General features: G+C 33.2%; 13 protein-coding genes. 2 read left to right on the top strand and 11 right to left on the bottom strand.

Going from position 1 to position 25,980, the window contains the following annotated elements:
• Positions 1 to 5: 5 nt before the first annotated feature.
• Positions 6 to 737: a creatininase family protein gene (locus tag AAFN75_RS13555; RefSeq protein ID WP_411806830.1), complete on the top strand. Its 732-nt coding sequence runs from the start codon at positions 6 to 8 to the stop codon at positions 735 to 737.
• Positions 734 to 1,696: an aldo/keto reductase gene (locus tag AAFN75_RS13550; RefSeq protein WP_411806829.1), complete on the top strand. Its 963-nt coding sequence runs from the start codon at positions 734 to 736 to the stop codon at positions 1,694 to 1,696. Before AAFN75_RS13555 ends, AAFN75_RS13550 begins: the two co-directional genes overlap by 4 nt.
• Before the next feature lie 112 nt (positions 1,697 to 1,808).
• Here the strand turns inward: AAFN75_RS13550 and AAFN75_RS13545 are convergent, their stop codons facing one another.
• The 11 genes from AAFN75_RS13545 to AAFN75_RS13495 form a co-directional block, all read right to left on the bottom strand.
• On the bottom strand, positions 1,809 to 3,536 hold the full coding sequence (locus AAFN75_RS13545; RefSeq protein ID WP_411806828.1) for a hypothetical protein: 1,728 nt from the start codon (positions 3,534 to 3,536) through the stop codon (positions 1,809 to 1,811).
• Positions 3,537 to 3,551: 15 nt separating this feature from the next.
• A complete protein-coding gene (locus tag AAFN75_RS13540; protein WP_411806827.1) occupies positions 3,552 to 5,222 on the bottom strand; it encodes a SusD/RagB family nutrient-binding outer membrane lipoprotein in 1,671 nt (556 codons plus the stop codon).
• Between the two features lie 3 nt (positions 5,223 to 5,225).
• A complete protein-coding gene (locus AAFN75_RS13535; RefSeq protein ID WP_411806826.1) occupies positions 5,226 to 8,411 on the bottom strand; it encodes a SusC/RagA family TonB-linked outer membrane protein in 3,186 nt (1,061 codons plus the stop codon).
• A gap of 419 nt (positions 8,412 to 8,830) precedes the next feature.
• Positions 8,831 to 10,057 carry a glycoside hydrolase family 88 protein gene (locus AAFN75_RS13530; RefSeq protein WP_411806825.1) on the bottom strand — a complete coding sequence of 409 codons (1,227 nt, stop codon included), beginning with the start codon at positions 10,055 to 10,057 and terminating at the stop codon, positions 8,831 to 8,833.
• Between the two features lie 26 nt (positions 10,058 to 10,083).
• Complete coding sequence (locus AAFN75_RS13525) at positions 10,084 to 11,736, bottom strand: MFS transporter (RefSeq protein ID WP_411806824.1); 1,653 nt, start codon at positions 11,734 to 11,736, stop codon at positions 10,084 to 10,086.
• A gap of 5 nt (positions 11,737 to 11,741) precedes the next feature.
• Entirely contained in the window at positions 11,742 to 14,042 is a 2,301-nt protein-coding gene (locus AAFN75_RS13520) for a GH36-type glycosyl hydrolase domain-containing protein (RefSeq protein ID WP_411806823.1), read from the bottom strand.
• A gap of 18 nt (positions 14,043 to 14,060) precedes the next feature.
• On the bottom strand, positions 14,061 to 16,445 hold the full coding sequence (locus AAFN75_RS13515; RefSeq protein WP_411806822.1) for an alpha-L-rhamnosidase N-terminal domain-containing protein: 2,385 nt from the start codon (positions 16,443 to 16,445) through the stop codon (positions 14,061 to 14,063).
• A 19-nt stretch (positions 16,446 to 16,464) separates the two neighbouring features.
• Positions 16,465 to 17,967, bottom strand: a complete 1,503-nt coding sequence (locus AAFN75_RS13510; RefSeq protein WP_411806821.1) for a sialate O-acetylesterase — start codon at positions 17,965 to 17,967, stop codon at positions 16,465 to 16,467.
• A 20-nt stretch (positions 17,968 to 17,987) separates the two neighbouring features.
• Entirely contained in the window at positions 17,988 to 18,824 is an 837-nt protein-coding gene (locus AAFN75_RS13505; RefSeq protein WP_411806820.1) for a polysaccharide lyase, read from the bottom strand.
• Between the two features lie 6 nt (positions 18,825 to 18,830).
• The gene (locus tag AAFN75_RS13500; RefSeq protein WP_411806819.1) at positions 18,831 to 19,898 is read right to left on the bottom strand and encodes an alpha/beta hydrolase; all 1,068 of its coding nucleotides are present in this window, start codon (positions 19,896 to 19,898) and stop codon (positions 18,831 to 18,833) included.
• The gene (locus AAFN75_RS13495; RefSeq protein ID WP_411806818.1) at positions 19,895 to 25,789 is read right to left on the bottom strand and encodes an Ig-like domain-containing protein; all 5,895 of its coding nucleotides are present in this window, start codon (positions 25,787 to 25,789) and stop codon (positions 19,895 to 19,897) included. The genes AAFN75_RS13500 and AAFN75_RS13495 overlap by 4 nt, the downstream gene beginning before the upstream one ends.
• Positions 25,790 to 25,980 lie beyond the last annotated feature (191 nt).

Here is a 25,980-nt window from a genome sequence, read left to right as displayed (position 1 = left end):
CTAAAATGGATAATAAAAATAAAATAGAACACAAAAAAGAGATTTGGGGATTTTACGACCAAATGCGGCCAGTTCAAATTGAAGCTATACAAGAGCAAACCCCGATTGCATACTTACCTTGGGGTGCCATTGAATATCATGGAAACCATAACCCAACAGGACTTGATAGTATAAAGGCCTATAACTTGTGTCTGGATTTAGCAAAGAAAAAAGGAGGACTTGTGTTTCCCACTATTAATTTAGCAGCCAACTTAATAAAATCTTATCCTGGTGTCGATTTTCCCAAGCATTCTATTGAATTTTCTGAAAATCTAATAAGACTTATTTGCGAAGAATACTTAGAACAACTTGTTCAACAAGGATTTAAAATTATTGTAATATTATCTGGCCACGCTGGAGAACCTCATCTAACTATATTAAAAAAAGTAGCAGAAGAATTCAATATAAAATATCCTAAAATACATGTTTGGTCCTTTGCAGAATTTGATATTTTACCAGACAACTTATTAGTAGCAAATCATTCTGCCCTTGGAGAAACCTCTTTACAATTACACTATGCTCCAGAAACTGTCTGTTTAAATTGTTTACCAAAAGATAGACCAATAAGTCTAGAACTAGATGCTGTTTCAGGTAAAGACCCAAGATTAGCAACGAAAGATATAGGTGAAAAAACAGCAAAAGTATATTTAAAAAATGCATCTATAATTATGGAAGAATTAATACAAAAGTATTTATGAAATATAGAAAACTAGGAAGAACAGGTTTAGATATTAGCGAAATTAGTTTGGGCACTTGGGCTTTTGGAAATAAAGTTTACGGAGGTGTCGAAGAAAAAGATGGCATTAACACCATACATGCTGGTATTGATATGGGAGTTAACATTTTTGATACAGCTCCACAATACGGTACCCAAAAACAAGATGGCGTAGCTGAAATTGTTTTAGGAAAAGCTCTAAAAAACAAACGAGACAAAGTACATATTTCCACAAAGTTTGGAAGAAACCCAACACTAAAAAAGGGAGCTTCACAATTCTATAAATCTCGTGTAATTGATTCTGTTGAAGAAAGTTTAAAACGTTTACAGACCGATTATATTGATGTGTTATTTCTTCACTCCCCCTTTTCTCCCGATGAAATTAATGAAAATGTTTGGGAGGGCTTAGAACAAGTTAAAAAGCAAGGGAAAGTTCGTTTTGTAGGTCATTCAATTTCAATGTTTCAACAAACAGAAAATATGGCCCGAATTTGGGCTAAAGAAAAAAAGATTGATGTTATTCAGGTCGTTTTAAGTTTAATGAATAGAGAGTCTCAACAATTAATAGAAGCTTTAGAAAAATATCCTATTGGAGTTTTTGGTCGAGAGTGTTTAGCTAACGGGTTTTTATCTGGAGCCATAAAAAAGGACACCATATTTCCAGAAGGCACACTAAACTCTCGATACTCAAGAGAAGATATTATTGAAAGAGTTAATCAAGTAGATGCGTTTAAGTTTTTACTTAAAGACGATATTGATAATATGCCACAAGCTGCCTTACGTTGGGTCTTAGATCAAAAAGGAGTATCAACAGTATTATCTGGTGCTAAAAATATAAATGAGCTTAAAGGCGCTATTTCTGCTTCAAATGCCAAACCTTTTACTGCTTCAGAACTCGAATTAGCTAGAAAACTTTTAACGAAAGACTTTGAAGCGGCTTAACAGATATTACGATAAGCTATTATCACTAAAAACCCCAGTACAGCTTAAAAAATTGTACTGGGGTTTATTATTATTTGATATTGCTATAATTTAATTTATCACTTAAAGAAATCTATTCGTTTTCTAAAACAACAGTTAAAACAGGTACCAAAGTACCTTGCCCACTTTGAAAATTCAATTGTGCCCACGTTGGCATATCAATTCTATTTGGGTTAATTCTTATAAAAACAAACTCCCCAGCGCTTGCTCCATTTACATATTGGCTATTCATAAACGAAGCCAATTCTATTCCTGAAACGTTATCCATTTCAACATCATTTCCAACTACTGTGGTATGCGTCAAAAATGCTTTCTGGATTGCTGTTGCCGATGGATCTGTATCATAAGGACCTGCAAAGAAATCTGATGCTAAGATATCAGGCGTGGTTCTAGAAGATATACCGTAAATATCATATTCCACAGGAAACCAAACAGAATTATGGGTTATGTTTAATTTCAAAATAGCAGATTTTATCTTTTTACCTGTAGGCACCTCTGGCAAAGCGAAAGGCAGAACCCCCGCAACATGACCATCTCCTCCTTCTCCTGCACCTGTATGTCCAAGGACAACTTCATGATAACCGGGATCAAAATTTCCGTTATCCCACAGTGTAGCATCTGCCAAATCAACCAGAATATCAAATCCTGCATTAGGATCTAATACCTCGAGTGTAAAATTTAATTTAGATAATTCAACACTATTAGCCCCCGTAATCTCGATATCATAGAGTCCTACATCACAACCACCACAATTATTATAAGGACTAAATGTTATCGTACCTTTACCAAAACCTCTATCTATAAAAGTGGCAAAACGAGGTAGATTAGAAGCTTCTAAAACAATATTCTCTCCTAAAGGATCAACAGCCTCAATATCTATATTAAGGGTAACGCCTTCTGCTAAAACAACATCATCTACAGGAATAAAAATAGGAGCTTGATTTTCTGTAAGCGTAGTAATTTGCATGTTTAAAACCCTATGTGTCCCTGGATCACTCAAATTAAAATCTCCGGCAACCATAGACCAATAGTCCAAATGCGTGATTTTTCGTCTGAATTTAAAATCCTTTCCAATTTCTACAATTTCACCTCCTTGTTGATTAGCGTATATATCATAACTCATGTTAACAGCATCGATATCCATTTTAACATGATACGTTAAACCTGCATGATATTCCAACTCATTACTAAAAGCATAACCAGTGTCATTGTAAGCATCTATTTTCCCAGATGGATTTAATCTAACAATACATGAATTGTTTGAATACGTCGTTGCCACGCCGTCTAAAACACCAACAATACCATCCATATTATCTTTACTAGGAATCATATCAAACTCAACACTAAATGTTCCTGTTTGTGTTCCTTGCGGGATTAATACAGATTGCCACTCGTTTATTTTACTAGTAAACCCATCAAGATTACCTCTAAAATTAAAGACTACTTTTTTCTCATAACCAGAAAGTCGTGTAGCTATAAAATTAACGCGTCTTGATTCTTCTTGTGTTGGCGCATAAGTGAATTTAAGATTCTCGCTTAAAACCTCTCCAGTTTCATCATCAACCCATTTTACACTTGTATCCTCCTTAGGAGAAACTTGTAATTTTAAGTCTAATGTTTCACCTATTAAAACATCATAACCTTCCCAAGCAATGCCCGTAACATTATCTCCTTCACCCCAGAAATAAACTTTTAAATCTGCGTCTGATAACTCAGGGTTATTTATGCTCTCATCATTACAGGATAATGCCATAAAAAATAACACTCCCAAAATTCCAATTATATATTTTTTAATTTTCATATTAAATAATTTTAATTAGTCTGATAAATCTACTCCTCTAGTTTTACTATTATCCCACCAAACAGGTGTGCCCCAAAAGTTAACACCATTATCTAAATGAGCTTCTAAATTTTCCCTATTAAAATTCATTTCAGAATTTGGATAAGGCAATTTTCTTGGAATTAATCCATTTAAGGTTTGATCTGTATAAGCGTTATCCGTTGTTGGTTTAAGATTAGGAAATCCTGATCTTCTCCAATTTGCAAACCCTTCAATACCATTATAAAAATTATTAACATAATGTTGCATATTTATGGCCTCCATTTTATCGATTGTATTATTCCATAAGCTTTCAGCATAAACATCTGTATTCAAATTTAAATTAGGCTCTGCTCCCAATATTTGAATTAATTCATCAACATTTGCGAAAATCGCTTTTTTATAATGCGTTTTTGCATCTCCAGTAGCACTACTCCAACTTCTTTGCGCAGCTTCTGCAAGCCAAAGCTCTACTTCAGAATAGGATTGATAAATGGACGGCATATCAACACGAGTTAAGTGTCTTCGAACTTGTAAAGATTTAAAATATTTATCAATTTGTACTGTCTTACCATTCTTTTCTACAAAACGTGGAGACCAAATATCTGCGGGAGATCCCTCTGGGGCTTCCCACAAAAAGTACCCCGGAGCATACCCTTCTAATACCCCATATTTAGCAAGATATTCCTGCGTGATTTCCACACTAGTTTCAGTTGAGGATTTTGAATTATATCGAGATGTAGCATCTTCTTGATTTGCGGCATACATACCAAACATCATTAAAAGTCTTGGGTCGTCATTCTCTCTTAAATAAGACACATAAGTATCACAAGCTACCATGATTTCTTCAGAAAAATTTTGAACTTGCGAAAATCCGTTTCCTCTAATCTCTTCTGCCCCACTTGTACTTACATTATAATCGCCATGCTCTACAGCTGCGGCATCATCAACATTTTCCATAACGCCGTCCGCAATAGCTAATTTAGCTTCTTGTTCAGCTTTTGGCTCGTTAACATTTACCAATCTCATAGCATATCTTAACCTTAAAGAGTTAGCGAATTTTCGCCATTTATCAACATCTCCATTATATATTAAATCACCCTCTAAAACCATAGAGCTATCTAGTTGGTCTGCCGCTTCTTTTAATTCCTTAAAAAAGTCATTATATATATCTTCCTGGTTGTCATAAGCTGGATGTAAATTATCTGATTCTGCTTGCGCTCCCGCTTCAAAATATGGCAAATCGCCATAAGTATCTGTAAGTTGAGCAAAAATCATAACTTTTAAAATTCTAGCTACGGCTTGGTAATTTACTTGTTCAGGATTTTTTTCTGCTTCTTGAATTGCCAAAACTAAATCGTTAATTTCGCGATAAGAACTCTTCCACATATATTCCATATAGCTTATATCTAGCTTATACGCTTGCCCATGTGATATTGTCCACCCATCTGAAACCATTTGAGTTATGGACATATGATAAGCCGCTAGAGACCGCCATTGCGTTTCTCTATTTCCTGAATAACTAATTTGCACCTTAGAAATTAAGGTTTTCGGATTTGCTTTAGTTGATGTTGTTGGATCTACATTTAAGTCTCCAAAATCTTCACAACTTGTTGTAAGTGTTATAAAAAACACAAACAACATCAAAATGTTTATTATTTTCTTCATTTTTTAAAATTTTGCTGTTAAGTTAAACCCATAACTTTGTCGTTGTGGTAATGAACCATATTCATAACCTTGACCATTACTTATACTATAAGTTGACTCTGGATCAATATTAGGTACATTTGAATGAATTAACCATAAATTCCGTCCAATAATAGATACTGTTAACCCCTTAACAAATTTAAACTTCTTTAAAGCTTCCCCATCTAAGGTGTAAGACAATGACAGCTCTCTTAGCTTAACATAAGAGGCATCATAAACAAAAGGCTTAGTAATATGTGCGTTAGCCACGTTACCCCAATAATCTCTAGGATCTACATAAACATCATTTGGTTTATAGACTGTATTACCTTCTCCATCAACTCCATCTTCAATAACACCATTAGCTAAATATCCTCCTGTTGCAACCCAATTGCTAGAAAGTGCACCTGCATCTTCTCGTTCCGATTCAGATTGAGCCCATTCGTCTCTTCCCTCAATGGTTCCAATATGAGCACCTTGTTGATAAAGCTTTTGATTTGTCATAGACAAGATATCGGCACCAGATTTAACTTGTACCAAAGCTCTAATTTTAAATCCTTTATATTGAAAGGTATTAGTAACACCTCCAGTAAATTTATACTGCCCATTACCTAAGGTAACCTGCTCGTCAGATCTAAAAGGAAGTCCGTTTGGTCCTATTATTGGAACACCATCACTTGTACGCTTAAAATCATAACCAACAATATCACCATAAGACCCGCCTTCTTCGGCTGTAATTAAAGAGCTTATCCAATCTGCTGTTGCAATAGTCTGTCTTTTAGCATCTTCATGCAACCTAACAATTTTATTTTCGTTATTAGCAAAATTGAATGTTAAATCCCAACGCGCATTATCTGTTTTAATTGGCACGATATTCATCATAACCTCCCATCCTTTGTTATTGATTTCACCTGCATTAATACTAGCAGATTCAAAACCATTTGAATTTGAGATAGGAATGTTCATAATTTCATCAAAAGTAGTTTGATTATAATAAGTAACATCTAAGCCTACTCTCCAATTAAATAATTTAGCATCTAATCCAAATTCATAACCTTTTGTTCTTGATGGATTTATATTGGTAAAATACGTATTATCATTAACTGTCGAAAAATTTATTCCGTTTGATGAATATGGATAATCGAAATAGGTATTGTTGGCATAAGGACTTGTATCCCCTCCTACTTCTGCATATGATGCTCTTAACTTAGCGTAGGGCAACGTTTTACTCTTAATTTTCTCAATTGCTTTTGTAAGAACAAAAGCTCCTGCTACTGAGGGATAAAAATACCCGTTATTTCCTTTTTTAAGGGTGGACGACCAATCTTGTCTACCTGTTACATCAACAAACAAATAATCTTTAAACCCTAAATTAGCAAACGCGTAAAGCGATCTCACTTCTTTTCTAGGATTAGCTTTATCTATTACAAATTCATTATAATTATTAATTGATATAACTCCTTCTGCCCCTTGGTTTTTACCTAGTATTGTTGTTGTTTCATTTTCAAAACTCATTAAATTACCTCCAACACTTCCACCAATACTCCAATTTTTATTTAGCTCTTTATTTGCAGTTAATAAAAACTCTGTATTAGACTCTGTCGTTTTAGAGTCTATCCGTCTCATTTCTCCCCATTCCGCTAAAGGCGTTGTTAAAGGAGAAAAGTTATAATAATCATAGGTAAAAGTATCAACACCCGATTTGAATTTAAAATCAATCCAATCATTAATTTCATATGTTAAAGATGCATACCCTAACAATCTATTCTTTTTAGATTCATTCTTCATATTATATAATGAAAAATAAGGATTAATAATACGTGTTGCAGAATTCCAAAACACATAATCTCCATTACTATCCACAGCACTATCTTTTAACCATTGTTGATCAAAATTCCCAGGCAATCCCAAAAGAGCCAAGGCTGTATTTGCACCAGAAAACCCTAAATATGGTCTATTATCAACATCTTCTATCGAATAATTTACTTTAGCGTCTAAACTTAATTTATCCCACATTTTCATAACACCACGAATGGTAAAGTTGTTTCTATGTAAACCACTATTAGGAACTATATCATCAGTATTGACATCGGATGCTGAGAACCTGAAATTTGCTGCTTCGTTACCACCTGATAATGCTACAGTATTCTGCGCTGTATAACCTGTTCTGAAAAAAGATTTAATATGCTCTTTTTTAAGTCCGTAATCTCTAACAACACCATCAAAGGAAATGAATTGCAGATTAGGATCTATTTTACCTCCCCAACTCCACATACCTGTAGCGTCTCCAATATCCTTAGGCGGCGTTTTTATACCTTGTCCATATATGTGTTGTACATCATCATATTCCCCTACCACCTGATCGAATGTAAGGTTTGATGAAAAATCAATATTGAATTTCGATTTTGTATTATCCTTAAATGATTTTGTTGTAATTAATATAACTCCATTACCACCTCTTGAGCCATACAGTGCAGATGCTGCAGGTCCTTTTAAAACAGACATGGTTTCAATATCATCTGGGTTTATTGACGAAATTCCATCTCCCAAATCCTGGCCACCATATTGTCCAGCTTGCCCCATAGAATTATTATCCATTGGTACGCCGTCTATTACATATAATGGTTGATTTGAGCCATTAAACTTAGTGTTACCTCTAATAATAACCTTTGACGAACCTCCTGCACCTGTGTTTGGCTGTGCTATATCTACCCCTGCAACTTTACCGGATAATGAATTAACGGCATTAATACTTTTAATTTCCGCTAGGCCTTCACCATCTACGTTAGAAATTGCATAGCCTAAAGATTGCTCTTCTCGAGAAATGCCAAGAGCTGTTACGACTATCTCATTTAGCGTTTCAACAGATTCTACTAATTGAATATTAATTACATTACTACCTCCAACGGTTCTTTTTTGGCCTGTAAAACCAATATAGCTATACATAAGAACATCTCCCTGGTTTGCTATTATCGAATACTCCCCATCAAAATCTGTGGTTGTTCCTTTATTAGTTCCTTCAATTAAAATGGCTACCCCTGGAATTGGCTGTTCATCTTCAGAAGATGTAATACTACCAGTAATTTGAATTTCTTGAGCTTGTAAATCAAAAACTCCCGTAACCATAAAAACACAGAGAAACACAATTAATCTAAAATGTTTTATTCCCATAAAAAATGAATTTAAAATTTATACACCCGATTGCAGAATTCTTAAAAAAGACGACATTAAAATATCTTTTAAATATAATCGAGAGTAAAAATATAGTTAATTAGTAAAAAGTTTAATTATAATGATATCCTCAAATATATATAAAATAGGGTCTGTTTTTATATCACTATCCCTTTCATATTGAAGAAAAGACAAAACTTACAAAGGTTCAAGCAGTTAGTACAAACTCTTGTTTTGCAGTAATAATTGTCATAAAAAACTTGAGCTTATGTTTAATTAAATCAGAATTCTCTTTTAACAAAACTTAACTTACCCCTGACCTAAAAGCTGTAACCAACTGATTTTATAACTATTGCAAACACAAACAGCAATAGATTTATTTTAACCTCTATTGAAAATCTAAAATAAATAAAGGCTACTTAAATGTTATTCCATCGTATTAACGCTTCTAAATAATAATAATCAGCATAGTTTAAAGGCGCGTCAGTCTCATTGTTTTCATGAAAATTACCGACAGAATGTTTTAGAAGAAAACCTCCATTTTCACCTTCGCTAGCCAAATATTTTTTTGATGAAAGTGTTTTTAATATACTTTCAGAATAATCTAGATATTCTTTTTTATTTTCTAAATCAAACATTTGTAATTCGAGTAATGCAGATGCCACAATAGCAGCAGCTGAGGCATCTCGGGGGACCTCATTTGTGCTTTCCGCATCATAGTCCCAATAAGGAATTAAATCATCAGGAATTTTTTTATTCATCATTATAAATTTAGCTATATGCTTAGCGTGTTCTAAAAATTCTTTTTTACCAGATTCTTTATAAGCTTCAGTGTACCCATATACCCCCCAAGCTTGACCGCGAGCCCATGAAGAGTCATCAGCATAACCTTGAAAATTTACTTTTTTTCGCACTTCGCCTGTAATATGATCATAATCAATGATATGAAAACAACTATAATCTTTTCTATATTGGTTTTTAATAGTTGTTAAAGCATGAGAATTTGCAATATTTAAAAATATAGAATCTGAAGTATGCTTGGATGCTTGATATAACAAATTTAAATTCATCATATTATCAATAATTATTGGCATGTCTAAGTTTTTTCCTTTAATCCAAGGAGCATCTGTATCCCACGATTGAATGACTCTTGCAGTTGGACGAAATCGGGTACTCAATGATTTCGCTGCATCAACCACCGCTTGTTTATAAATTTCATTACCTGTAAGACGGTAACCATGTCCAAAAGAGTTTTGAATCATGAAGCCAACATCATGGTTCCATTTTACAAATTGAGCAGAATCTAACGCTTTAGTGAATTTTTCTGCCTCTAATAACCATCTTCGATCCTTTGTTTGTTCATATAGATACCAAAGAGAACCAGGAAAAAAACCGCTAGTCCAATCTTCCTTATATGCCATTCTTAAAGTACCATCTTTATTTAAACTTCTTGGTTGCAATAGTGGTGTTATGGTATCTATTTTATCTATTAAAAATTGATATTGATTTTCTGCCACCGAAAAAACTCGTGCTATCAACTCTTCCTTACTTTCTACTTTTTTTTCGACAGCTTTCACATCATTTTTACAAGATGAAAATATTAAAAATGAAAGACAAATTATTAAATTTCTTAGTATAGTTGCCATATCTGTTTATTTTATTACAACATTTATTATTCTGATAACTCTCTTCTAGATTTTAATTCTATTTCTATCTCGTCCATAGTTTTATTATCTAGTTTATAAAAACTCATTACACCAGCAACTAAAAAACTACCAACTGCAGGAATTAAACTAACCATTAAAAGGATGCCGTAACCTGCTTCTTCGGTTTGAATAGAATTTGCTTTAAACCCATATGCTGCTAACAACCAACCTGCAATAGCAACTCCAACAGTTAAACCAAATTTCTGTGCCATTGTAGATGCCGACATAATTAAGCCTGTTGCACGTCTTTTATTTTTCCATTCTGAATAACTAGCACAATCAGTATACATTGCAAATAAGATTGGTGCTGGTGGGCCTGAAGCTAAACTAACAATTATGTTAAGAGCGAATATCATAGTTATATTAGTCTTATCCACAAAGAAAAACAAAGCTGTAAAAAAACCAGTAATTAATTGAGATACAATAAAAACCTTCTTTTTTCCAAACTTTTTAGACAGTTTACCTGTAAACGAAATGGCTATTATAGTAACTATTGTTCCTGAAACTAAGAAAGAACTAGCTAAGGATTCATCTCCTATATAATATTTAAAGTAGTACATAACTGAACCATAGCGAATAGCAACATAGGCCAAACTAATAATCCCTATACCCAATAATAATAACCAAGGCCCATTGCCTATTAAATCTTTAAAATCATTTTTGATATTGTTTTTTTGCTCCTTTGGAGGAGAAACCCGCTCTTTTGTTGAGTAAAATGTTATCAAGAACATTATAATAGCCAAAATACCAAATACAACCATTGTACCTTGAAAACCTTTGGATTCATTAATAACACTTACAGATAAAATTGCTGAAGAGATATCCTCATCATAATAAGGTTTAGTATTTAACTTATAAGTTCCAAAACCTTCTTCCAAAAACAAAATATCAGTTGTTGTATCAATTTCACTCTTTAACTCTTCTCTATAAACTATTACCGTTAATTTTTTAGTTATAGGATCTTCTTCTCCTAAATCAGCGTTAACAATTAACTTAGTTGCACCTATACCATTTTCGACAATTACAATTTGATTATTTTCTAGTTTAGCAGAAAACACATCGGTATTGTCTGCGCCAATAGAATTTACAAGTGGCAATGTTAAGGCCTGAACTAATAACCCTCCTGAGAAAGCCAACATAAACCTATATTGAGAAAAACTAGCTCTCTCGTTAGGACTCGCAGACACCACTCCCATTAATGAAGAATACGGTATATTTATAGCTGTATACACCATCATCATTATGGTATACGTTATATAAGCATATATAATTTTACCTGACATACTTAAATCAGGGGTTGTAAAAGTTAATACACCTGCCAAAGCAAACGGTAAAGCTAGCCACAAAATATACGGGCGAAACTTACCCCATTTTGTATTGGTTCGATCTGCAATAATCCCCATAATAGGATCATTTATTGAATCCCAAATTTTTGTTATTAAAAACATGGTTCCGGCAACAGCTGGCGATATACCAAAAATATCTGTATAGAAATACAGCTGAAATATCATTAGTACTTGCCAAACTAGATTTGAAGCCGTATCCCCTAAGCCAAAGCCTATTTTCTCTTTGATAGAAATTTTTTCTTCAATAACTATATTTTGTTTTTCTGAACTCATATATTCTAGTTTTTACTTCCTAATTGAAAATCTATTATTACTTCTTTTTTAGCCAAACCAATACTTGGTACTTCAATAAAAGCATCTGATTGTTTTACTCCATCAACTAAAATATTTTGTGTTTTACCTCTGCTAATGTTAATTTTAAATAAAACCCCTCTAAAAAATCTTTTGAACGATAATTTATCCCAATGCGAAGGTATTTGAGGATTAATTGAAAAGCCTTTAAAATCTCTTTTAAAGCCCAGAAGATTATCAAAGCAGTTTAAAACATTCCATGCTACGGTTCCAGTTCTCCAAGGATCATCGGAAACATTTCTTTCTTTACGCAAAGCTGAAGGCCCTACGTAGCTATTTGCCTGAGCATAAGGCTCTGATTTTTCTTCAGACGGCAGGATGTCTATAAATGTATTAAATGCTTTATCATTTCTACCCGCGGTATAATCTGCTGCTATTTTAAAAGATGCGGCATGACAATACACATTACCATTAGTAAAGTTACCTTGAGGTATTCCTGTAATTGAACCAATATCTTTATTATATTTCGTGAAAGGTGGCCAATTATGAACAGGTCCAACAGGTGTATTAACCATTGGCTCTACTTTTTCCATGATAGTTTCGTACTTATCAATGTCAATAATTCCAGCAAGCATAGCCCATGATTGCGGATTAATAAAAACCTGACCTTCGCTTGAAGCACTATCCCCTACCTTATTACCTGCATCTGTAAAGGCATAAATAAAGTGATCGTCATCCCAACCATGTTTTAATATATTCGCTTTAATTTCTTGATATCTAATTTCACATTGAATTACCCTTTCTATATCACCTTTCCATTCTGCTATTTCTCCAATAAGCTTAAGTGCTCTAGCCAAAGCAATACTCATCCACACTCCTTCTCCCTTTCCCTCTGCTCCAACTTTATCCATTAAATCGTTCCAATCGCCATGTCTTATAAGCGATAAACCTCGATCTCCCCTATCCTCCCAAAGAAAATCTATTGCTTGTAGGTTATGCTCCCAAACCGTACCTGCTCCTTTATCCGAATAATGAACAACTTTATCTAAAATAGAAATATCTCCAGTTTCATTAAGAATAGAATACGTTGCATGGCTTATCCAACTTGGTGAGTCTGAATAATGTTTATCTGCAGCAGCGACATCCATAGACGGCACTCTAAATGCTCTTGGACAAAAGCCATCACTTCTTTGGTTTTCAAGCGCTTTTTTTAACATAGCTATAGCTCTTTCTGGATTTAAAATTGCCATACCAGCAGCATCTTGAAGCGTATCGCGATACCCTTTAAAATAGAATCTAGCCCAATCTGCCATAAGATACAATTGGTGCCTTATCCAAATATTAAAAAGATTATTAAAATCGGCTATAGGGGTATCAACAAAATTAAACCCAAGTCTTTCAATATTTTGTTTCTTTATTTTTTCAAGCTCAGCATCAATAAGCGAACTGTTAGCATAAAGTGCAGTAACCTTATCCGCTTCTTTTTCATCAAAAACAATTCCCAATACAAAATTAATACGTTGTTCTTTTCCAACGTTAAGATTCAAATTATGCTGTAATGCAGATACCATATATTCTGTAGATGCATCACTATCATTTAATTGCCCATCTAGAATACATTCTGGGTTAGAGTAGCTTTGACTTTTACCTAAAAAGACATCTTTACTTATATCAAAATGATCATAAAGCACATCTGTATAAGTAAATGCACGGTACTTCTCAGTCATTACGCTAACGGATCTATTTCTAAAATATAAACGTTGTTTTTCTTTATCATGATAACCATCTACTGCAGAGTTATAGCCATAGGTTAAACTCTTTCCATCTAGAACGACTGGAGCTACAGTAAACACAGATAAATCTCTATTTCCACCTGACTCATTTACCACGGATACAGACCATATTTCGGCTGCTTCTTTTCTAGGAACAAATATCTGAAACGATACTCTAATCCCATTCTTTTTACTTTCAAGAATAGAATACCCTAAACCATGAGAGCAAGTGTAATTATCGAGTTCTACATGAGTAGGTCTTAAAGCGACAGACCAAACTTCGGTTGTTTTATTGTCGCGCACATAAATATTTCTTGGAGCACTTCGGTCATCTTGTTTTCCAAAAAGATTTGTAACAACACCTTCTTCATTTTGATACAATGAAAAACCATTCATATTTTGCCCTACACTGGCTAAGTAAGTTGGGTTCCAGAGCATATTAAACCAATCTCTTGGTGGTTGAGGATTTGTTATTTTGTATTCCGTTCCTCCTTTTTCAAAATTACCGTACTTCATAATTCTTTTTTATGTTTTTTATCTTAATGAAATATTTTGTTTTCCTCCAACAAGTTTTACCGATTTACCTTTCCATTTAAATTCTCCGTTCACTCTGTATGGTAACAAAACTTGAGCCTCAATTTTATCTTTTGCTTTTACATATAACACTTTAATCATTCCTTGTGGATGAGGAAACTCAACTTCAAGTTTATCCAACTTACCTAAGTTTGGCTCAATTATAACAGATTTATACGAATGTTCTGCTGGATAAATACCAGCAACCAAGTGTATAAAATCGAAATTAGGACTTGCACTCCATGCATGACATTCTGAACGGGGATTAATATCTGTTTCGCCGTAAGTAGTCATACCATTATCGATCATCCCTCTCCATGAACCTAATAAATCTAAGTACTTATAACCCATGCCTGATTTCTGTAAGGCTCGAAATAAATAAAACTTAAAATAAATTGTTGCCTGAAAAAGCGTTTTATCTTCTAAAACTTTTTTCATTATAACAGCTTGTTCAGAATCCTCAAAAGTATTCGTTAATACACCTAGGATATTAGTATGCTGAGAAAAAGCTTCTTTATCTGGAGTTTCAGAAATAAGTCCTTTGTTACTATCAAAACACTTTTCTAAAACTGCTTTTTTAATTCTATTTGATAGTGTTTGGTATGTTTTTACTTCATGGTTTAAATTAAAATAACTTAATACAGCTATTGCATTTTCTAGTGTTTTAACAAATTGCAATGAAATATTTGCCGAATAACCATCGTCTGCACCTTGTGGTATTCCACTAGGAAAATCTATAGTCCAGTCTGTAAAATTCCACCACTTTAAATTGGTTACCATTCCGGTTTCGTCAACCCTTATAGAAAACCAGTCTATTACAGATTTTATACCCGGAATAAATTGTCGTAAAAACTCAGGATCGTTTCGATACATGAAAAAATCATAAATCATATCCACCCAAATTAAAGAAAACGGGGGTATAATTTGAACGATATTTGAAGGGTAGCGACTTTGTGTTAAGCCTTCTGAAGTCCTTGAATCATCAAATTGTTGGATTGCTTTTCGCATTAATCTATCATCTCCAGAGACATAAACTGAAATAAGAGATGCTATTTTTGTATCGCCAATGTATTGTAAATTCTCATAATATGAATCATAATACATCTCATCGGCGGAGTTACGCAATGTTCTCCACGACGCCTTCCATATTTTTTCTAAAGAAGTATCAGTAGTCTTAAATTTTGCTTTCTCTATAAAAGGGTAACCTGTAAAAACGCCATGATAATTATTTAGAATTAAAGCTTCGCTCTTGGTCTCAATCTCAAGCTCTACAAATCGGTATGTTCTTCTTGATAGCGGTTTAAAAAATCTGTTTTCTCCTCCGTCAGGTAAAAGAATATCATAATAGCCCAAAATTGATTTTCCTTCAATATTATTTCGATTACCTTTTAAATCTACATGTATTAAATTACCATCGGAAACACTCTCATTACTACTAACATCTTTAAATAAGGCTTCCGCATAAGTTATTTTTAATTCACTTCCTTTTCCTTTACTATAAATTAACTCTGGAAAACCTGTAGTGTGATACGTTTGATCAATAAGTATTTTTACTTTTGAATTGGCAGGAATTATTGTTGAGCCGCAATTATTTATAAAAGCTTCGTCTTTTTCCATACCACTAACCCTTGCAACGTTATTAAACTGCTCAATCTTTTCTTCCATAAAAGGAATAGTTCGTGGTATAAGATGCCAAGCGCCACCATAAATAAAACCGCGACCTACAGCAAACTCAGTTGTGGCACTTTTAGGTGAAAGCCAATTTTTATCATTAAACGATATTGTATTCCAACCCCACGGATATGCTGATGCATCAACTTTATCACACGGACCAGCAGCATAATAACCATTCATCATGTCGCTTGTTATATTTAATGGAGAAAAAGCTTTATTCTTTACCACTTTCCAATCTGCAGTTCCGGTATTAATATCAAAATTAAGGGTTCTATCTGCTTGTAATATAAATGCTGTTTGATGTGTAACTTGCGAAACACTTCTATATTCACCAAAATTAACTACCTCGGCAGCAATGACATTTTCACCTACTTTTAACTTATCTGCAACATCAATTGTTTCATAGCGTTGGTGGCCCAGGTCGCCAATAGAAGGCCCATAACAAACACTTTCCCCGTTAACATAAAGTCTATAACGATTATCTGCAGAAACAAATAGATTAAAGGTCTCTACTAAACTTTCGAGATTGAATACATGACGGAAAAGAAAAACGCCATAATCAAGCGTTGACTCTGTAGGATGCGTAATCCATTGTGCTTTCCATGTATATTTAAGCAAATCAATGTCTTTACCTGATCCATTGATGGTTACTGTTGATTCTGGTGTAATCATATTATTATTAAAAACTTAATTATCGTTCAATTTTAATTCGAAACGTTGAAGCAGGTAAGCCACTTTCGGATACCAAATTAGCATCTGTATAAGGCTTCCATGCATAGCGAATATATAATGGGGTAACATAATGCTTAGGTGCTTTAAAATTTATTGATTTTTTTAGAATAATTGGTTCTAATTTTTCAAAGTTGATATTATCATCACTTATCTCAAACCCAATAACTTCTTTTGATGGCTTAGCTTTTAAAGCTTTAAATTCCCCTTTAAAATGAATGGAATATGTGTTTTTAGAAAACGTAACTTTATCAAATATTGGGCTTTCAAATCCCTTTACGCTCTTATATGCATTACCCAGAGCTAAAAGTGCTAATCTCTCTCCCACTGGCTTTTTATTTTTAGCGTGTGTATCCTGCCTATCTCCAACATCGGTAATAACAGCCATTTTACAACTAGGTACTTCATATAACAATTCTCTTTGCGCATTCCTAAACTCGGACCACGCACTTCTATCTTCTCTACTTGTTAGTTGAACGTAATAAAAAGGGAAATCTGCACTAAAGTCTGAGCGCCATAAAGCAACCATTTTTTTAAACATTTTTTTATACAAAACAGGATGCTCTGCATTTGATTCTCCTTGATACCAAATAATACCTTTAATAGGGATCTTAATTAATGGCAACACTCCATTGTTATAGTTATAACTAGCCATCCACGGATGCTTTTGATTTTTATTCTCGCTTAAAGATATTTGCTTTTTAGCAACTGAAATCATCCCGTCTTTTTCTTCTTCTTTATCTGCCCAACGTTGTTTAACCAATTCTGAAATTTCAACATCTTCATCAATAATTTTTTTAGACAACCAAGATTCAATAGGAGAGCCGGGAACTGCATTATGAATAATACCAACAGGAACATTTAACTCCTTTTGTAGCTTTTCTGCAAAATAGTAAGCCACTGCCGAAAAATATAATACATTTTCTGTTGTTGCTTTTACCCAACCTTGGGTATTAAAATAATTATTATTCTGAATTTTATTTAATTCTTCAATTGTATGAACACCTTCCTCTCCGGTTGGAAAAGTTGGTTTCATATTATAAATTCTAATATTACTATTCTTTACTTTTTTAGCAACCGCTTCGCCATTTAACGTTCTTTTTAGATCTAGGTGCATGTTTGATTGCCCTGAAGCTAACCAGACTTCGCCTATTAAAATATCGTTGAATTTGATAGTATCCTTTTCTGAAGAAACACTTAATTGAAACGGACCTCCTGCTTTTTGTTTTTTAAAATAAACGTTCCAATTTCCTTGGGCATTAGATGTTGTTATAATTGTTTTTCCTTTAAAAACTACTTGTACTTCTGTATTTGGTTTTACTACTCCCCAAACGGGAATTTTATGGTTTCTCTGTAAAACCATGTAATTAGAAAAAACGGCATCAACCTTTAAACTTTTTTGCGCATAAGCGAAAACACAAGAAAAAAGAAAAAAAACAAGAGCACCGAAACCTCGAACTTTCATAAAACTATAGCATTATGTTATTAAAATTCAGGCTTTATTTTTGTTACTTTAATAGCATCAAACAAAGCGAAAGAATCATTTTGCGGAGACCAATCTTCAGTCGCTCCACCATGAAAAGTTGAAAAATAGAATGAATCTATATTTCCTTTCCCCCATAATCGATAACGAACGTTTATATTATTTATAACTTCTTTGCCGTTAACCCATACTTGCATAATTCCGTTTGCTAGATTGTCTTCATTTAATTTAATTCTTTGTGTTAAACGATACCAAATTCCAGTTTCAAAATTAATTCCAGTGGTTACTGAATCTCCATATTTAGATTTCATATCTACATAATAAAAATATACAATTGCTTGCCCTTTTTTAACCCACATATAACGAGCACTCCAACCCTCTCCATTATCAGGATGATTACCTCCTGTATAAGTTGAACCTCCACTTGTTAGCCCTGGTAATTTGCCACCTTGCCTAAAATCAAAACCATCTTCAAAAAAAACATAATAATCTAAATAATATTCATTTGACGCTGGCAAAGTTTTTATAAACTGTACACCATTCGTTTCCGGCCCTACAGTTCCTTTAGGGTAATCTACCATTAATACATTCCCTTTCTGCCCTTTTGGATCTGCAACAATATTAGCTCTATCACCCAAAAGAGCCCAACGGATATCTCCGCCTTCGCTTATTAAACTTTGCTTTGTATACTTACCTTGATTTATAGCATCAAAGTTTAATTCAAAAAATTCAGTTTTATTTTCAACAACGGGAGTTTCTTCCTCATGGATATTACTTTGAGCACATGAGTTTAACATAAAACCGTTAACTATTAAAATAAATAAAATTACTTTTTTCATAAATTTCTATATTTCTTGACCTAGGTGTTTAAAAATAAAATTCTTAGTGTTCTTTATTGCCATTTTAGATTCTGGAAGTGGATAATGTCCTTGCCAAACATGCCACATACCCTCATAAACATCTAACTCAACTTCTTTATTGTTTTCTTTAAGTTGACGAAACATTCTTATGGAATTGCTTAAAAAGATTTCTTTACTTCCAACTTGAATTAAGGTAGGTGGAAAATCTTTAGAAAAATCACCATAAACAGGGGAAACATAGGGGTTTTTCCACTCCGTTCTTGGAGCATAAGCTTCAGCACAATTTTCTAAAAAATTAGCGTAGACTAAATTTGGATCTGTTTTTTTTAACGTGAAGTACGTATCTCCTATTTCATCTAAATCTAACCAAGCAGACCAAAGTACTACTGAGCTTGGTAGGTTTATTTTTAAATCTCTCATTTTTAAAATAGCACCTGCAGTAATGGATCCTCCTGCAGAATCCCCATAAATGGCAATATTCTCTGCTTTATATTCTTTTAAAAGCTCCTTGTATGCCTGAATAACTTCATCTAAAATTTGATTGAATTTTGCTTGAGGAGAAAGTGTATAATCAATAGTTATAATTCTTAATCCACTAGCATCGGCCAAAGGAATACTAGATAATAAAGTTACATCTGCAGGATAAAAAACAAATGCGCCTCCATGTACATAAATAATAACCTTATTTGATTTTTTATAGTTTTTTGGCTTTACATCAATGGCTCTAATAGTTCCTAAAAAAACAGTATCAATAGTTGGCTTATATATCTCTACTATTTTAGGAAGCGATTTAGCTGCTGCATTTTTAGCTTCATCTTGTTTTTTTTTCCATACTTCTAAAGGAGCATTAGCTTTTGGTAATTGAGCACCAGCATTTCTACCTTCAATGGTCCAATTACTTAACATATCCCTAGCTTCTATTGAAATAGTTGCAGGCAGATGAATGCCGTTGTATGGTTCTACAACAGCATTCTCTTCCTTATTTTCACAAGAAATAAAAACCAAAACAATAAAACTAAACAGCATATGCTTCATTTTGAATTTTATTTTCAATTAACAATTAATTTTTGAGCAATAGAACTAAACTCATTAGATAATTTTAAAATATATAGACCTGTGCTTAAATTAAACATCATTTCCAATTGATTGGAATTATTTGATAAAACCTCCTGTTTATAAACAAGTCTTCCTAATATTGAATAAATTTCAATATTTGCTTTTTTAGTTAACAGACTACTCTTAATAGTCAATTTACCGTTACTTACTGGGTTAGGATAAATATTGAAACTAGAATTATCTATATCAACTATTTTCTCCTTATTACTTTTAGATACACTTCTAGATGCATTTTCTGCTGTATCAAAATTTAAAACAGGCCTATAACTTGATGATGTATGATCTTGTGATGCTATATCCCAATAATTGTAATTTCCTGACCCATTAAAGTCTAAACTAAATCTAAAAAATATAAAATCTCCTGTAACAGCTCCGCTATCTAATTGGTCATTTACGAAATCTATAATAGACTGAGAAGATGAACTTTGAATATTCCCCGTTACAGAATTTAAATCTAGGATATCATTTTCCAATGGCGTTGCACTTTGATCTGTATTATATGCTCCTGCAAAAAAATCTGAACTCAAAATAGTACTGCTACTTCTAAAAGGTAATCCATAAAGGTCAACTTTGTGTACTAATCCTCCTCCACTTTGTAATAAATAAAAATTCAATGTAGCCGATGTCAATCTTTCTCCTTGTTGTAGTGCTGGGATCTGGAAAGGAATTACCGCCGAAGTTTTATTATTTGATCCTATCCTATGAGTATGATATCCTACCCATTGCATGTTTCCGTTGTAGTAAACAGATTGATCATCCATACTCGCCAATACAGAGTAGTTATTGCCTTGAGGTATAGCGTTAACTTGTATATTTAAAACCTCACTATCATTTAATTCTCCATCACTAACCGTAACCGTTATATCAATACTTCCCGCATCACCAGCAATTGGAGTTAGTGATAATAGCGCTGTTCCGTCTCCATTATCTGTAAAAGTTGCAAAACTTGGAAGATTAGCTGCTGAGACCGTTAATGTATCTCCATCTGCATCTGTTGCAGAAACATTTATATTTAACGTTTCTCCTTCTAATAAAGTCTGATTGCCAATAGGCGCTAATACAGGTGTTAAATTGGTTGGCGGTGTATATCCAGATGTATGAATCACAATTTCAGAATAATTATTCCATCCATTCACATTACTTCCTGATCCTAGTATTCTAACATACTTTGCTGAAACATCAGTAAAGTCAAAGTTTTCTGAAGATGTTGTAGTTCCTGAACTAGTGGCAGAATGTACTTGAGTATAATTACGTCCGTCTGTTGAAACCTCAACTACAAAACTATAAGCTCTCTCATCACCTAGACCAAAAGTTATATCAACAGATTCTACAGTCGTTATTTGACAAAAACCCTTTTGTACCCATTGATTACCTTCTGCAGCCCATTTGGTCTGTAAATCATTATCAAAAGCATTTGATGAAGGATAATAACCCCACTGATCATCCTGAAAAGAACTTGCCCAATCCGTATCACACTCATAAACAAATATTGCAGAAGAGTTAGAAGACGCATTTCCTGCATAGTCATTTACATTATTAGCTGTAATTGTATAGTTAGTGTTTCCAATTAAAGCAGAACATTTAAGTGTAACTGTTTTATTATCCGCAGATAAAATTGCTGAATTTACAGTTGCACCACCACTTAAAGTATAATTCCCTATCAACTCTGAAGAAACACTAGTAACACTTTCACTAAACACTATAACAAATTCATCATTAAAATATGAATTATTAGCAGTAACAATAACAGGAGAAGTTACATCTGCACTTGCTTGAAGTTCAAAAGCTCCACAATCAACAGCAGAACCAACAGACCTTGGATTACCATCAATATCTAAAGTTGTTAACCCTGTATTTATTCCTACGTCTATTGCTGGACTTCCAGCTTTAAGATTGAAATCAAAATTATTATAATTAACATAAAAATTTGAAGCATCACTAGCTAATGCTACAATATTATTCTCTTCTGTATTGTTTGCAGCATCATAAGTCCAAGGCGTAAACATCGTCGCAATATTATTTCTTATAATGTTACCTGTACTACCATTACCTTGTTTATCATTTTTAACCTGAATCCAAGGTGTTGCATCTGTAGTAGGATTAAACGAAGTAGGTGTTTTAGAAACGGTATTGTTTTGAATTTTACAATTTATAGCTCCAGTTAGAGTTATTCCGTGATAATGATCTGAAACTACTAAGTTATTTTCAACAGATACATTTTCAGTATGTCCATCTGTAATAATAATTCCTTGCATAGAATAACCTACTAAATTATCATTAATCATTGCTGGAGTTATAGGGTCTGCAAAGCTGAATATTTTATTATTTCTGATTATAACATCATCAATTATTCCCGCAGCTACATTATCCTTGTCGTACATTTGAATTCCATCATCATGATTTATACTGTAATCCTCTATATAAGCATCTCTAATAATATTGTTTTCATAGATTGCATGCGAACCCAAAGCCCTAACAGCATCTGCACCAAAATTATCTATTAAATTGTTTTTAACTTCAGCATAATCCCCTTCAATTTGCAATGCAAAATATACATTTTTGATTGTGTTATTATTAAAAATAATGTTATCACCACGAATAATAACCGCATCTTCTGCATTTGCGTACCAATCACTTTTTGACCAAGTTGAAGAATCATCTGTAGAGGAAAATGTACAGTTTTCGATTTTTAAATAAGTGGCATTGTTTTTTGTTAAGAACATATAATCTCTTGTAAAAGCCCCTCCAGAGCCATTTGTTGAAAAGGTTAAACCGTCGAAGGCCCAATATGAACCGTTTTCAACTTGAACAGAAGCTAAAACTGGATTTTCTCCACTTAAAGGTTTTAAGGTTACATAATCTGAATGTGTACCTGTCATATAGGGACTACCGTGAGCCCCAGACAATAGATAAATAACATCGCCAGAATTAAAAGTTTTTTGAGCTGAAAATACATCTTGTAAACTTTTCCAAGGACTAGCTTGTGTACCTGAATTGGCCATAGATCCATTTATTGGATCACAATAATAAGCTGTTCCAACGACTACAGATAATTCTGAAACACTTAAAACAAAATTGATAGTTGTGGTATCAATAGCATCTGTTGCCTCAACATTAATAGTATAAGTTCCAGCGTCATTATTTAGAGGTTTAAATTCGAATAAAGCTGTACCATCTCCATTGTCTACAAAAGTTGCAAAGCTTGGTAAATTTGTTGTAGTTAATATTATTGTGTCATTATCACTATCAGTTGCTGATATATTTACATTAAGTATACCATCTTCTTCTACAGATTGATTAGTTACATTTGTAATAACAGGCGAATTATTTGCAGGCGATGTTCCATCTTCGTTAACAGTTACTAAAATAATTTCTTGGTCTGTATCAGTTCCATCAGTAACTGTTATAGTAACGTTATAAGAATTAGCATCGCCTTCTATAGGCGTAAAAGATAATGATGCTGTTCCATTTCCATTGTCTGTAAAAGTTGCAAAACTTGGAAGATTCCCTACTGAGACAGTCAATGTATCGTTATCGCTATCAGTTGCTGATATACCAATAGTAACAGTTTCGAGTTCATTTAAAGTTATATTTCCTATTGAAGCCAAAACAGGTACGCTGTTAACTGGTGGGGTTACTGATCCTGTAAACTCATAAGCTCCAGCATCAACACTTACTCCCATCGATCTAGGGTTACCTTCTATATCCGATGAATATAAATCTGTATTTACACCATAATCTATTGATGGGCTCGTGGCTTTTTGATGAAAATCTCCATTTAAATAATTAGCAAAATAAGTATCATAATTAGCTACATTACTTTGATCGATATCTAAATTATTTTCATCTGTTGTATTTGAACCATAGGTCCATGTAGTATATCTACCTGCAATATTATTACGAATTATATTGTCCTTGTTCACTCTTCCTCCTGATTTACTTTGATTCTGTATACTAATCCAAGGCACATCATTTAGCACTGTAACATGAGGTGTTTGTATAATTGTGTTGTTTTGAATTCTACAATTTTGCGCTCCATAAAGTGTTATTCCATGCGACTGACTACTAGAAACCAAATTATTTTCTACCACCCAACCTTCAGCGTTACCATCAGTAATAATAATTCCTTGCATTAAGGTTCCTATCAAATTATTATTAATCACAAATTGTGATGGATTTTCGAAAAGAATAATCTTATTGTTTCGGAAAGTAACATTAGATATAATACCGCTATTTGGAAGAATATATGCTTGAAAACCATCATCGTGTTGAATGGCATAATCATCAATATAACAATTCTTAACGATATTATCTTCGTATGTACTATCGCTTCCTAAACCACGTATTGCATCACCGGCAAAATTCTCAATTAGGTTATTATGTACTTCAGTAAACCCTCCTCTTACCTCTAAAGCATGATACGTGTTTTTTATTACATTATTTTCCAAATAAGCATAGTCGCTTCTAATCTGAATACCACTAGTAACATTGTTATACCAATCTGTTTTAGTCCATGTTTCTATGTTTTCTGCAGATGATATTGTTGAATTAACTATTTTTGTATGATGAGAATTTATATCTGCAGAAAATAATACTTGTTCTTTGGTTTTGTTATTACCTGTACCATCTACTTTAATCCCTTCAAAAGCCCAATACGAAGAATTAACCAGTTGAATTGACTTAATTATTGGCGCATTTCCACTTAAAGCTTTTACAGTAACATAGTTTGTAAAAGACATGTTATTGATATAAGGATCTCCATGATCGCCAGACATTAAGTAAACAATATCTCCTGGATTAAGGGCTTTATTTGTATAAACAACTGCAGATAATGTACTCCAAGGATTTGCTTGAGAACCATCATTATTGATATTTCCATTTATAGGATCACAATAATAAACTCCTGCCATAGGTGTTTGATATACTGAAACTACAATAGAAATAGCTTCAGTAACTGTTTCAGTACCATCACTAACACTAATTGTTGCAGAATAAGTTGATGCATCTCCAGATTGAGGAGATAAAGAAATAACAGCTGTACCATCACCATTATCAGTCAAGGTTGCAAAATTTGGTAGACTGCTAGAAGTTATAGTAAGTGTATCTCCATCAATATCACTTGCAAAAATATTTACATTTAAAGTTGATTGCTCTTCAACAGTTTGGTTTCCAATAACATTAATTACCGGAGCTGTATTAATAGGCGTAGAATTCGTTATAGTAATATTTAATGAGGGTCTAATACTGCTATTACCATTGTCTTGTGAAGCAAGATTCCATGTTTCAGAACTATTGGCATCAGCATTAAAACGTATAAAAATAAAATCGCCTCCGACGGCTCCCAAACCGTATTGCGCATTAATATAGGTTACTAAATTTTGTTGAGAGTTTACATCTAAATTTACAGAACCCGCTATATCGTTTTCAAAGATATTATCTTTAATCATTGTTGCCGAATTATCAGATGCTCCCATAAAATAATCACTATTCAAATTTACTGCCGAAGTTGTTCTGAATGGCAAACCGTATAAATCAATATTTACGCTACTTGGTTGGTTACTATAAGAAATCACTTCTATTGATAAATCTGCAGATGTTATAGATTCACCACTTTGTAATACAGGTAGTTGAAATGGTATAACGAAAGCTTGCCCGTTATTATGACCCAATCTTGCGGTTGTTTGACCAACCCAACCCCAAGGTGTGTTGCTGCCTGTAATTGTAATATCGTCTGAATGTGCTTGAATTGTTTGAGAATTTTGTGCATTTATAGACAAAGCCCCAATAAAGATCATAATAATTACATACTGAAATTTTAACATATTCATTTTAAACTATATTTAAATTAGACAATTGATTGAAAAAATTTAATAACTTTTACCATCCTTTTGAAATAGAATTAGGCTTATCCTAATCCTGTTTTTCTGTATTTTTATAAATACTTCAACCGTAATAAAAAATGTTTTGAAAAAAAATAAGAGTAAAAGAATTTCTTCATTCAACTTTAAAATAATTAACT

The organism is Algibacter sp. AS12 (assembly GCF_046736315.1).
GTDB lineage: Bacteria > Bacteroidota > Bacteroidia > Flavobacteriales > Flavobacteriaceae > Algibacter_B > Algibacter_B amylolyticus.
The sequence above is the reverse complement of the archived record's forward strand: the minus strand, read 5'-3'. Positions and strand labels throughout refer to the sequence as shown.

What these genes read in the sequence shown, in the direction of transcription:
- AAFN75_RS13540 (WP_411806827.1), bottom strand. Translation starts at nt 5,222, where the DNA reads ATGAAGAAAATAATAAACATTTTGATGTTGTTTGTGTTTTTTATAACA.
- AAFN75_RS13555 (WP_411806830.1), top strand. Translation starts at nt 6, where the DNA reads ATGGATAATAAAAATAAAATAGAACACAAAAAAGAGATTTGGGGATTT.
- AAFN75_RS13530 (WP_411806825.1), bottom strand. Translation starts at nt 10,057, where the DNA reads ATGGCAACTATACTAAGAAATTTAATAATTTGTCTTTCATTTTTAATA.
- AAFN75_RS13545 (WP_411806828.1), bottom strand. Translation starts at nt 3,536, where the DNA reads ATGAAAATTAAAAAATATATAATTGGAATTTTGGGAGTGTTATTTTTT.
- AAFN75_RS13520 (WP_411806823.1), bottom strand. Translation starts at nt 14,042, where the DNA reads ATGAAGTACGGTAATTTTGAAAAAGGAGGAACGGAATACAAAATAACA.
- AAFN75_RS13505 (WP_411806820.1), bottom strand. Translation starts at nt 18,824, where the DNA reads ATGAAAAAAGTAATTTTATTTATTTTAATAGTTAACGGTTTTATGTTA.
- AAFN75_RS13550 (WP_411806829.1), top strand. Translation starts at nt 734, where the DNA reads ATGAAATATAGAAAACTAGGAAGAACAGGTTTAGATATTAGCGAAATT.
- AAFN75_RS13495 (WP_411806818.1), bottom strand. Translation starts at nt 25,789, where the DNA reads ATGAATATGTTAAAATTTCAGTATGTAATTATTATGATCTTTATTGGG.
- AAFN75_RS13515 (WP_411806822.1), bottom strand. Translation starts at nt 16,445, where the DNA reads ATGATTACACCAGAATCAACAGTAACCATCAATGGATCAGGTAAAGAC.
- AAFN75_RS13510 (WP_411806821.1), bottom strand. Translation starts at nt 17,967, where the DNA reads ATGAAAGTTCGAGGTTTCGGTGCTCTTGTTTTTTTTCTTTTTTCTTGT.
- AAFN75_RS13535 (WP_411806826.1), bottom strand. Translation starts at nt 8,411, where the DNA reads ATGGGAATAAAACATTTTAGATTAATTGTGTTTCTCTGTGTTTTTATG.
- AAFN75_RS13525 (WP_411806824.1), bottom strand. Translation starts at nt 11,736, where the DNA reads ATGAGTTCAGAAAAACAAAATATAGTTATTGAAGAAAAAATTTCTATC.